This is a genomic window from Stenotrophomonas sp. AGC87, from assembly GCF_057333975.1.
Genome location: NZ_JBHFHW010000040.1, coordinates 9,771 through 21,642 on the forward strand (window position 1 = coordinate 9,771; position 11,872 = coordinate 21,642).

At 66.8% G+C, this 11,872-nt stretch carries 8 protein-coding genes; 4 read left to right on the forward strand and 4 right to left on the reverse strand.

Annotation, left to right across the window (positions count from 1 at the left end; all coding sequences use genetic code 11):
- Nucleotides 1–79: 79 nt before the first annotated feature.
- From ACE026_RS16170 to ACE026_RS16185, 4 genes are all read right to left on the reverse strand, one after another.
- Complete coding sequence (locus ACE026_RS16170) at nucleotides 80–1,216, reverse strand: DUF3103 family protein (RefSeq protein WP_486039869.1); 1,137 nt, start codon at nucleotides 1,214–1,216, stop codon at nucleotides 80–82.
- 264 nt (nucleotides 1,217–1,480) lie between these two features.
- Nucleotides 1,481–2,731: a DUF819 family protein gene (locus ACE026_RS16175; RefSeq protein WP_346463040.1), complete on the reverse strand. Its 1,251-nt coding sequence runs from the start codon at nucleotides 2,729–2,731 to the stop codon at nucleotides 1,481–1,483.
- 114 nt (nucleotides 2,732–2,845) lie between these two features.
- Nucleotides 2,846–4,177: a sensor histidine kinase gene (locus ACE026_RS16180; RefSeq protein WP_486039870.1), complete on the reverse strand. Its 1,332-nt coding sequence runs from the start codon at nucleotides 4,175–4,177 to the stop codon at nucleotides 2,846–2,848.
- Nucleotides 4,164–4,865 (reverse strand): response regulator transcription factor, encoded by a 702-nt coding sequence (locus tag ACE026_RS16185; RefSeq protein ID WP_346463042.1) that lies wholly within the window; start codon nucleotides 4,863–4,865, stop codon nucleotides 4,164–4,166. Before ACE026_RS16185 ends, ACE026_RS16180 begins: the two co-directional genes overlap by 14 nt.
- A gap of 112 nt (nucleotides 4,866–4,977) precedes the next feature.
- On the opposite strand from ACE026_RS16185, the gene ACE026_RS16190 reads away from it, so the two are divergent.
- The 4 genes from ACE026_RS16190 (at nucleotide 4,978) to ACE026_RS16205 (ending at nucleotide 11,830) form a co-directional block, all read left to right on the forward strand.
- The gene (locus tag ACE026_RS16190) at nucleotides 4,978–6,705 is read left to right on the forward strand and encodes a glycosyltransferase family 39 protein (RefSeq protein WP_486040000.1); all 1,728 of its coding nucleotides are present in this window, start codon (nucleotides 4,978–4,980) and stop codon (nucleotides 6,703–6,705) included.
- Nucleotides 6,706–6,800: 95 nt separating this feature from the next.
- Complete coding sequence (locus ACE026_RS16195; protein ID WP_486039871.1) at nucleotides 6,801–7,577, forward strand: phosphatase PAP2 family protein; 777 nt, start codon at nucleotides 6,801–6,803, stop codon at nucleotides 7,575–7,577.
- Nucleotides 7,574–9,226, forward strand: coding sequence for a phosphoethanolamine transferase (locus ACE026_RS16200; protein WP_486039873.1), 1,653 nt, complete (start codon nucleotides 7,574–7,576; stop codon nucleotides 9,224–9,226). The genes ACE026_RS16195 and ACE026_RS16200 overlap by 4 nt, the downstream gene beginning before the upstream one ends.
- Nucleotides 9,227–9,835: 609 nt before the next feature.
- Nucleotides 9,836–11,830, forward strand: coding sequence for a M2 family metallopeptidase (locus ACE026_RS16205; protein ID WP_486039874.1), 1,995 nt, complete (start codon nucleotides 9,836–9,838; stop codon nucleotides 11,828–11,830).
- The last annotated feature ends 42 nt before the right edge of the window (nucleotides 11,831–11,872 follow it).

Here is an 11,872-nt window from a genome sequence, read left to right on the forward strand (position 1 = left end):
CCCCCCCCCGTTTTTTGTCGGGTCGCGTTTGCCACTGCCTGCGACAGGCCCCATCGGGATCCGGCCAGCGCGGCCGGCGCTACTGGAGCGTTAGGGGGCTCAACGTTACCTGTGCATTGTTCGCCGCGCCCATCCGCCCGGTATAGGTCTGACCGAGCTGGAGCAGATAGAAGCTGTCCAGGTAGTCGGTATCGTTGGTGAACCAGCCGCTCGGCATGGCCTTGAGGATCGCGCCGCCGATCTCGGCAATCACCGCATACTCCGGGGCGAAGGCACCCAGCCCCAGCTTCACACCTTCGGTGAGGGCGATCAGCAGGTCTTTGTAATTGGTGTCGCCATCGTCTTCGAACAGTTGCACGTTGGCGGTGTCGAAGCGGTAGTTGCCCCAGATCACCAACGGTTGGCCCGGGGTGTAATCGGTCTTGTCATGGTCCAGGTACGGCAGTGACACCGTGGCCATCTCCGGCTCTGCCTTGCCTGTCTGCAGGCCGGACACCACGGCGAACACTTCTGCGCCGCCCATCGCCCACGGTTCGCCGTCATTGGCCAGGCGGATACGGTCAAGCCGGGTGACATCCAGGGAGGTCGCTCCATCGGCGGCCACCGTGAGGCGATCGGCCGACTGCAGCCCCTTCGCCTGCAATCCGGCATTGATCAGGGCCATGCCTTCCTGGACCGCCTGCCCGGTATCGATGTCCACGATCAGCACCGGGAAGGTCGGGGCCACCTGCGCATCCAGCAGATGCTGACGCCCGTGCCGGTCGTAGGCCACCAGGGAGGTCCATGTGCGGTCGTCTCCCTTGGGCAGCACCGCTACCCAGAGATCGGCAGGCGCCACCGACGCCAGGGTCTGCCCTGCCGGGACGAAGCTGCGGACCTGCAGCAACCCACGATCTGCGGCCGGCAGGCCCTTGTACTGGCGGACCAGATCATCGCGTTCGGACAGCATCCGCGACGCCAGGCGGTTCCCACCCGGATCGCTCTCGGCCAGGACCGCGGTCAACGGCAGCCCGCGTTCGGGATGTGCCGCCAGCGCATCGACCAGGGCGCCGCCCAGTGCCGGCTGCCCGAGCCAAGCCGCCACATCGCGTGCACTCGCATCCATCACCGCGTGCACGTTGCCAGCGTCGCCCGGTGCGGCCTGTACGGGCAGCACAGAAGCAATCATCAGCACGCCGGTGGTGACCACCGACATCCAGGTTCCCTTCGTCTTCATCGTATTTCCTCGTAGGCGCCGACTGCCATCGACAGATGGGTTCCATGCCCAGCGCGCTCGGCGCACAGCACAGTGCATGGCGCCGGACCTTACGCGGCGGTGCCAGGGCGATCCCGTACGCCTTTCACAGTTCGTGTCGCATGCAGCCATTTCTGACACCGGCGCGTGACCGGGGTCCCAGACCCATGCCGTTCAGCGGGTGATCGCCGCCAAAAAAGAGGCGGCCATCAAGGCCGCCCCGGGAGTCGACAACGTGGCGCGCGCTTACGCGCCCGCCATCCATTTCAGGATCAGGCCGGTCACATACGCCAGGCCGGTCCCGGTGGCATAGCCCACGGTGCCCAGCAGCACGCCGACCGGCGCCAGCGACGGATGGAACGCAGCGGCGACCACGGGTGCCGATGCCGCCGCACCGATGTTGCCCTGCGAGCCGATCGCGAAGAAGAACAGCGGCGCGCGCAGCAGTTTGGCGGCGATCCACAGCACCAGGATGTGGGTCAGCATCCAGATCGCGCCGAGCGCGAACAGCCATGGCCGGTCGAGCAGCGAGAGCAGGTCCATCTGCATGCCGATGCAGGCGATCAGGAAGTACAGGAACAGGGTGCCCAGGCGCGAAGCACCGGCCGACTCCAGGCGCCGCGCACGGGTGAAGCTCAGGCCCAGGCCGAGCGCCGTGGACAACAGCACCACCCAGACGAACGCGCTGTCCAGGCTGAACTGGCTGGCCCAGCTCACATTGGCTTTGAACCAGCCGCTCAGCGGCGCGGCGATGGCATGCGCCAGGCCGACGCCGCCCAGCCCCACACCGACGATCACCATCAGGTCGGTCAGGCTCGGAATGCGGGCATTCTGTGCTTCGTATGCCGAGATGCGCTCCTTCATCTCATCAATGGCGCGGGTATCGGCCCCGCTGCGGGCATCAATCTGCTTGGCGCGGTTGGCCAGGAACAGCAGGACCGCCATCCACAGGCTCGCGCAGGCCACGTCGACCACGGCGAACTGGCCGAAGGTCGTCGCATCGGTGCCGAACACTTCACGCATCGCCACCATGTTGGCGCCGCCGCCGATCCAGCTGCCGGCCAGGGCCGCCATGCCCTTCCAGGTATCACCGGCCACGGTGGCCGGGTGGATCCAGGACATCGCCTGGAACGACACGATGGCGCCGAGGATGATGCCCAGCGTGCCGGCGCAGAACATCACCAGCAGCTTCGGCCCCAGCTTCATGATGCCCTTGAGATCGATCGAGAGCGTCAGCAGCACCAGCGCGGCGGGCAGCAGCACGTCGCGGGCGATCGGGTTGTAGAGCGAGGTGTTGTGGCCGTCGATGAGGCCGGCGGTGTTGTAGATGGCCGGGATGAAGTAGCACAGCAGCAGGGCCGGTACCCACGCGAAAATCTTCTTGAGGATCGGGGTCGGGCCACTGGCGGCCCAGAAGATCACCGCCAGGGTGGCGGCGATCAGGCCGAGGCCGACGATGTCATTGGTGATCAGGGCAGTACTGGGTTCGGTCGGCATCAAGCCATCCTCTGTCGATCGAAGGGTTAAAAAAAAGCGCCGCATAGAGCGGCGCCTCCGGAGCTTAACATTGTCTTCACGACGCCACACTTTGCGGCGCAGCGAGCAGGACGATTACGACGCTGGCAGCGATGGATGTTCACTGCGCCCGGGCAGCGAGGCCCCCAGATCGAGGATCACACAGGTGCCCCGGGGGACGCAGGGCTCGATCTGCAGCGCCCAGCCCAGATGTTCACAGAGCCGGGCGATCAGCTCCAGGCCGATCCCGCTCTGTTCGTTGCGGTCGCCCCGCGCCATGCGCGCATGCACCGCCGCGATCTCTTCCGGACTCATGCCGAGCCCCGGATCCTGCAGCGTCACCACCGCCTGGTCGGAGACCTGGATGTGGATGGTGCCGCGGCCGCTGTTCTCGATCGCGTTGCGCAGCAGATTGCCGATCGCCGCCTGGACCACGCCCAGTGGCGCGACGATATCCACCCGCGCCAGCCCATCGATCTCGATGCGCAGGTCCTTGTCGCCCATCAGGTGACGATGGTCTTCAATGATGTCCGGCACCAGCAGATCGAGCGGAATGCGCTCGCCCAGTGCAGCCAGCCGCGCCGGGTCGCGCGCCAGCACCAGCAGCAGCTGGATCAACTGCTCCACGCCCTGCGCGGTGCGGTGCACCCGCTGCATCTGCTGGCGGGCGCGGTCGGGAATCTCCGGCTGGCCGAGTGCCAGTTCCGAGGCACCGGTGATCACCGCGATCGGCGTGCGCAGCTCATGGCTGGCCGTGCTGATGAAGATCCGCTCGCGTTCAACGAACTGTTCGTTGCGCGCCAGGTAGTCGTTGAGCGCGTTGGCGATCACGTACAGCTCGGAGCTGGCCCGTGGGTCCACCTCCACCCGTTGCCCGGGAACACCCGGCCGCAGGTCGTCGATGCGCCGGGCCAGCGAGCTCAGCGGCCGTACCAGACGACCGACGCCGAAGGACGCCATCACCACGGTGACGATGATCATCAGCACACCGGCCAGCAGCACCCAGCGCGTAGCGAACTGTTCCAGCTCATGGAAGTCATTGATGTCCAGCACCAGCGCCAGCCGCCCCAGCTGCGTGGTTTCGCGCACCATCACCGCGCTGGCGCGTCCGTTGACCTCCACACCGTCGTGCAGCCCCGGATGCAGCGTGCGCAGGCTCTCCGGCACCGTCGGGTTGCCGTTGATGTAGAACAGCCGCAGGGTGTCCGAATCCTGCCAGCGGTAGTGCGGCTCGTGTTCGATGTGGTTGACGATGCTGTCCAGTTCGGAGTTGAGCAGCGCGCGCCATGCCGAGTGCTCGGCGTGTTCGTGCACGTAGTTGCCCACGCTGAATACCGCCAGCGAGATCAGCGCGAGGTAGCCCAGCAGCCACCACACCATGCGCCGGTGCATCGGCGCTGGCTTGGGGGGGCGCTTATGCCACTTCATTGGAACTGTCCGCAGCCGACACGCCGAGGCGGTAGCCGACCCGCGGCAAGGTGTGGATCAGCTTCTGCTGGAACGGGCCATCGACGCTGCGGCGCAGTTCGTAGACATGCGAGCGCAGCAGATCGCCATCGGGCAGCTCATCCCCCCAGAGCGCAAATTCAAGCTGCTGGCGCGTGACTGCGCCGGGGCTGGCCCGCATCAGCACTTCCAACAGCTTCCGGCAGGCCGGATACAGGTGCAGCGGCTTGCCGTCGCGCTGCGCTTCCAGCGTCGCCAGATCCAGCTTGAGGTCGGACACCTCCAGCACTTTGCGCGGGTTGCGCCCTTTGGCACGCACCATCAGTGCTTCCAGGCGCACTTCCAGCTCGGGCAGCGCGAATGGCTTGGTCAGGTAATCATCGGCACCCGCACGAAACCCAGCGATCTTGTCCGGCAGCTCATCGCGCGCGGTGAGCATGATCACCGGCACTTCCGAGCCGTGGTCAGCACGCAGCCGGCGCAGCACCTCCGGGCCTTCCATGCGCGGCAGCATCCAATCGAGGATCAGCGCGTCATAGGGCTGCGACACGGCCAGGTGCAGGCCGGTCACGCCGTCGGGCGCGACATCGAGCACATGGCCCCGCGACTCGAAATAATCGAATAGATTGGCAACCAGCTGACGGTTGTCTTCAATGACCAGCAGCCGCATGGGAGACTCTCTTGACCGGTTGAACGCATGGTAGCGGGAACCGTGTCGGAATCCGGTCGCAATGGGGTGGTTACGACGCTTTTCCTACGCTGTCGGGGAGACAGTGGCTGTTTTGCCGGTGAGCCTGGGCGTGAGCGAATCCTTCTTCCTGCGGCGCTGGCCGCGTGTGCTGGTCTGCCTTGCCCTGCTGCTGGCGCTGGCCGCCGGCATCGGCCTGCGCCAGCCCTCACCACCGGATGAGCCGCGTTTCGTGCTCGCGGCGCGTGCCATGGTCGAGTCCGGCCAGTGGCTGCTGCCACACCGCGGCAGCGAACTGTATGCGGAAAAACCGCCGGTCTTCATGTGGATGCAGGCGGCCAGCCACCAGCTGTTCGGCGGCTGGGCCCTCGCCTTTCTGGTGCCTTCGCTGCTGGCTGCGCTGCTCACGCTGTGGCTGACCTGGGATCTGGGCCGGCGGCTGTGGACCCGGCGCGTCGGCTGGTGGGCGATGCTCGCGTTGTTCAGCTGCCTGCAGTTCGGCCTGATGGCCAAACGGGCCCAGATCGACATGGTGCTGGTAGCGATGACCACCCTGTCGCTGTGGGGGCTGCTGCGCCACCTGCTGGAGGGCCGCAACCGGCCGGCGTTGTGGTTGGCCGGCTTCGCTGCCGGGCTGGGCACGGTGACCAAGGGCGTCGGCTTCCTGCCGCTGCTGGTGCTGGTGCCGTTTGCCCTGTGGCGCTGGCGCGCCCGTGGCACGGCGTTGCCGCCGGGCACCGCGCGCGATCTGTGGTGGTTGCTGCCGGCCTTCCTGCTGGGCACGGCGGTCTGGTTGGCGCCGCTGGGCATCGCCCTGCTCAACGCGACCGATCCGGCACTGCATGCATATGCGCGCGAACTGCTGTTCAAACAGACCGGCACCCGCTACGCCAACGCCTGGCACCACGTGAAGCCCGTCTGGTACTACCTGCAGGTGATGGCCACCTTGTGGCTGCCGGGCAGCCTGTTGCTGCCGGCGCTGATCCCCGCGTGGTGGCGCCGCCTCACCCGCCTGGACGGGCGCTGGTGGCTGCTGCTGGGTTGGGCGCTGCTGGTACTCGTTTTCTTCAGCGCCAGCCCGGGCAAGCGCGAGGTGTACATCTTCCCGATGCTGCCCGCGCTGTGCCTGGCCGCCGCACCGCTGCTGCCCGGGCTGCTGCGCCGGGCCGGGCTGCGCTGGCTGCTGTGGGCGTATGTCGCCGTGCTGGGCGCGGCGGCGCTGTACATCGGCACACAGCTCTGGAGCGGCAGCGCGTGGGCGCACCTCCAGCTGGCCCGACGTGCCATGCCCGATGCCCTGCTGCCCGTGCTGGGCGGCTGGCTGATCGCCTTTGGCGTGGTGCTGCTCGCCTTGGCCCTGTGGTGGCGCCAGCGCCGCGCAGGCGCACTGGTGGTGGCAACCGCTTTCCTGCTGTGGAATCTGTACGGCTGGGTGTTGATGCCAACGCTGGATCCGTACAGCTCCGCCTCGGCTGTGATGCAGCGGGTGGGCGCGCGGATCGGGCCGGAGGCCGAGCTGGGCGTGGTCGCCTGGCGCGAGCAGAACCTGCTGCAGGCCGACCGCCCGGTGACCGATTTCGGCTTCAAGACGCCATGGGAGCAGCAATCGCAGGCCGCCGGCCCGTGGTTGGCGCAGGCCCCAAAGCGCCGCTGGCTGCTGGTGCTTGATGAGGCGATCAGCCCTTGCGTGGACCCCTCGGCGGTGATCGAGATCGGCAGCGCCAACCGCAACCACTGGCTGCTGTTCCCGGGCACCGCCTGGCAGGCGGACTGCCATGCCGCCGTGACGGCTACCGACACCGCGCAGGACGAGGAAGACTGAACGGAAGGTCGCGCTTAACCGGCGGCCAACATTGCTCCGACCCCTCTCCGACAACCCGCTGACGACCATGGCGCCGGAATCCACCGCCGGCCCCTTTGTCCATGTTCCCAGCGTCCACCGTTGCGCTCTCCTCCACGCCGGCTGCGTCGGCCACGCCGCGCTTCCTTCGCGACCACCTATGGGCTCCGCTGGCGCTGACCCTGCTCGCCAGCGCTGCGCTGATGGGCGCCGGGGGCGACCAGTGGCTGGCCGACCAGTGGTATCGCCTGGAAGGGCAGCAGTGGGCGCTGCAGAACGTCTGGTTCACCACTCACCTGATCCATCAGGCCGGCAAATGGGCCAGCAGTGTGGCCGCGCTCGTGGCGATCGTGCTGTGCACCCACGCCTGGCGCAGTGAGCGCGCCGTCGCGTGGCGCTGGCCGCTGCTGTACCTGGTGCTGGCGGTCGCACTGGGCACCGGTCTGGTCTCGCTGCTTAAGTCATTGACCAACATGGACTGCCCGTGGGATCTCACCCGCTACGGCGGCACCCGCGAGTTCATCGGCCTGTTCGCCACACGCCCACCGGGCATGCCGCGCGGGGTCTGCTTCCCCGGCGGGCACTCCAGCGCGGGTTTTGCGTGGGTCAGCCTGTACTTCTTCGCCTTGATGGTGCGCCCCGCCTGGCGCTGGCGCGGCCTGGCGGTCGGCCTGCTGGCCGGCGGCGTGTTCGGGGTCTCGCAGCAACTGCGCGGCGCGCATTTCCTGTCGCATGACCTGTGGACGTTGGCCATCTGCTGGGCGGTATCGCTGGGCCTGTATCTGCTGATCGAACGGCTGCGGCTGCGCGAACGCAGCACTGCACCGGTCAGCGCGCAGGGAGAAGCGGCATGAGCACCACCCTTCCGCGCGCCACGCGCTTCCCGGCACTGGCCACCCTGCGTGGCTGGCGCCCGCAGTGGACCACCGAAACCCTGATCCTGCTCACCAGCGTGTTCTTCGCGGTGGCCTGCAATGGCCTGTTCTGGCACAGCGCGATGGCGACCCACCCGGGCAGCGTCCGCTTCGCGCTCTCGCTGCTGCTGTTCCTGGTCGGCGCGCACAGCCTGTTGATGGGGCTGCTGGTCTGGCGCTGGAATGCCAAGGTTGTGATCAGCGTGCTGCTGATCGGCACCGCACTGGCGGCGCACTACATGAGCAGTTACCACATCTATCTGGATGCGGACATGCTGCGCAACGTGCTGGCCACCGACCACAAGGAAAGCCGGGAACTGATCACGCCCACCCTGATCCTGCCGCTGCTGCTGTTGGCCTTGGCCCCCATGCTGCTGCTGTGGCGCGTGCAGCTGCGCCGGCGCACGCTGGGCGCGGCGCTGCTGTGGCGCATCGGGTTTCTGCTGCTGTCGGCCCTGATCGCCTTCGGCGGGGCGATGCTGTCCTTCCAGGAAATGTCATCGCTGATGCGCAACCAACGCGAAGTGCGCTACCTGGCCACGCCCGGCAACTTCCTGCTCGGCCTGCCCAAGGCACTGCGCGGTGACAATCCCATCCAGCGCGCTCCCAAGCTGCCGATCGGCATGGATGCCAAAGCGACCCCACGTGCAGCAGGCGGCCGCCCGCGCCTGCTGGTGATCGTGATGGGCGAGACCGCACGCGCACAGAACTGGGGCCTCAACGGCTATGCCAAGCAGACCACGCCGGAACTGGCCCAGGCCGGGGTGATCAACTTCCCCGACATGCACTCATGCGGCACCAGCACCGAGGTGTCCCTGCCCTGCCTGTTCTCGCCGTATGGGCGCCATGACTACGACGAAACGAAGATCCGCGCGCACCAGTCGCTGCTGCACGTGCTGGACCACGCGGGCATCAGCACGTTGTGGCGCGACAACCAGTCCGGCTGCAAGGGCGTGTGCGAGGGTCTGGAAATGCAGGCACTGGACGATGCCAAGCACCCGACCCTGTGCGCCAACGGGCGTTGCATGGACGAGATCCTGATCGACGATCTGGCCACCCAGGTGCGCGCCAGGCCAGGTGACCGCGTGGTGGTACTGCATCAGCTGGGCAACCACGGCCCCAGCTACTTCGAACGCTATCCGGCGCGCTTCCGTCGCTTCACGCCGACCTGCGACACGCCGGACCTGGGCAAGTGCAGCCGCGAGCAGATCACCAACAGCTACGACAACGCGCTGCTGTACACCGATCACCTGCTGTCACGGACGATCGGGACGCTGAAGGGCATGGACGACTACGACACGGCGATGATCTACCTCTCCGATCACGGTGAATCGCTGGGCGAAAAGGGCCTGTATCTGCACGGCGTGCCGTATGCGATCGCGCCGCAGGAACAGACCCGCGTGCCGATGACGATGTGGTTCTCGCCGTCCTTCGCGGCCAATCGCGGGCTCAACCTGGCCTGCGTGCGGGAGCGCGCGGGCAAGTACACCGACCACGACAATCTGTTCCCGTCGGTGCTGGGGCTGATGCAGGTCAAGACGTCGGTGTATGAACGTGACCGGGATCTGTTTGCCGGGTGCGAGGTTTGATCCGTTCGGCGCGCAGTGTCCAGTGCCTTGGGCGAAGCGCTGTCCAGCTTTTCGGTCTTCCGTTTGGGTCGAGGCAGGCCATACCCCGGCGGGACGCGCCGTAAACCCCGCTCCGCGGCCCGGCCCAGCCGCTGGCGGCTGTGCGTTCGAACGCATGCGAGGCAGTGCCTCGCAAGCAATGCGCTCTCACCCATGGGGGCTCGACGTGCGCCAGCCAGGGCGCCCGACGGTCCCGCCACGGTATGGCCTGCCTCGCCCCCACAGATTGCGTTGTCGGAACGGCAGGCAAAGGCAAAACATTCGCTTAGACAGTCAACGTTCGCTCTGAACGCCGTTGTTTCTCCATGCACACCGACCCACTGTCGACGGGGCGGTGTGGGTGGGTTGGCGGGACCGTTATGCGCCATGGATGGCGCATATCGAGCCCCCAGGGACGGGTTCACGGCGGGTCCCGACAACCCGCCCGCACCGACCCAAACCACGATGCAATGACGCCACGCCGTTGACGTTGGCGCTACGATCCCACGCGAACCCTGCTGCCGTGCCCCTTGCGGTGCGCCCGGCGCTTCACTAGCCTTCGCCGGTCTGTCACCACCCAAGGATGTGCCCGTGAACCACCGCCCGCTCCTGCTGGCCCTGGCAGTCAGTGCTGCCGCACTGACGCTGGCGGCCTGCCAGAAGGAACCGTCCCCCGCCGATGCACCGGCCACGGGCACCACCCAGTCCAAGGAAACCGCGGACCAGTTCATCGCCCGCGTCAACGCCGAGTACAAAGCCATGTACCCGGAAATGACCTCGGCCCAGTGGCTGTCCTCGACCTACATCAACGACGATTCCGAGCGGGTCGCGGCCAAGGCCAACGAACGCTGGCTCACCGTCCTCAACGGCTGGATCACCCAGGCCGGCCAATACGACGGCCAGCCGATGAGCGAAGACACCAAGCGCCAGATCCACCTGCTCAAGCTGATGACCTCCATGCCCGCCCCGCGCGACCCGGCCAAGCTCTCCGAGCTGACCCGCATCGCCAGCCGCATGGAAGGCGCCTACGGCTCCGGCAAATACTGCACCGATGAAGCCAACCCGCAGAGCTGCCGCCAGCTCGGCGATCTGGAACAGGTCCTCGCCCGCAGCCGCGACTACGACAAGCAGCTCGACGCCTGGCAGGGCTGGCACGGCACCACCAAACCGATGCGCGCTGATTACGAGCGTTTCGTCAGCCTGGTCAATGAAGGCGCCAAGGAAATGGGCTTCGCCGATGCCGGCCAGATGTGGCGCAGCGGCTATGACATGCCCGCCGACCAGATCGGCCCGGAAACCGACCGCCTGTGGGACCAGGTCAAGCCGATGTACGAGCAGCTGCACTGCTATGCCCGTACCAAGCTCGATGGTACGTACGGCAAGGACAAAGCCGAGGTCAACGGCGGCCTGATCGCCGCGCACCTGACCGGCAACATGTGGCAGCAGGACTGGTCCAACCTGTGGGACCAGCTGGAACCGTATCCCGGTGCCGGCAACCTGGACATCACCGCCGCACTGGAAAAGCAGTACCAGACCAACCTCAGTGGCGCACTGGCCAAGGCCGGCAGCGGCGCGAACGTGGAAGCGCTGTACAAGGCGCAGCGTGAAGCCGAACTGCGCACCGCCAAGCAGATGACCGAGCGCGCGCAGGACTTCTATGTCTCGCTCGGCATGCCTGCACTGCCGAAGTCGTATTGGGACAAGACCCAGTTCATCAAGCCGCTGGACCGTGATGTGGTCTGCCACGCCAGCGCGTGGGACATGAACATGGAAGGCGACGTGCGCACCAAGATGTGCATCAAGCCGAACGAAGAAAACTTCACCACGATCTACCACGAGCTGGGCCACATCTATTACGACCTGGCCTACAACCCGCTGCCGCCGTTGTTCCAGGGCGGTGCCAACGATGGCTTCCATGAAGCGATCGGCGACACCATCGTGCTGGCGATGACCCCGCAGTACCTCAACTCGATCGGCCTGGTCGATACCCCGCAGGAAAGCCGCGAGGCGACCATCAACGCGCAGATGCGCATGGCCCTGAGCGGCGTGTCGTTCCTGCCGTTCGGCCTGATGATCGACCGCTGGCGCTGGGGTGTGTTCGATGGCTCGATCACCCCGGACCATTACAACCAGGCGTGGTGGGACCTGAAGGCCAAGTACCAGGGTGTGGCGCCGGCCAGCGCACGCGGTGAGGAGTTCTTCGACGCGGGTGCCAAGTACCACGTGCCGGGCAACACCCCCTACACCCGTTACTTCCTGGCGCGCATCCTGCAGTTCCAGTTCTACAAGGGCCTGTGCGATGCCTCCGGCTACAAGGGCCCGCTGCACCAGTGCAGCTTCTACGGCAACAAGGAAGCCGGCCAGAAGTTCTGGGCGATGCTGAGCAAGGGCGCCAGCCAGCCCTGGCAGGCCACGCTGAAGGAAATCACCGGCGGCGACAAGCTCGATGCCGGCCCGATGATCGAGTACTTCACCCCAGTCAACGAATGGCTCAAGCAGCAGAACCAGGGCCAGATGTGTGGGTGGCAGGTGCCGCCTGCCACCGCTGCGGCCCCGGCCGCACCGACGGCGCCCGCGGCACCGTAACCCGTGGGTTGGGGCCGGCCCGGCCCCGCCCCCGCCCGCCAC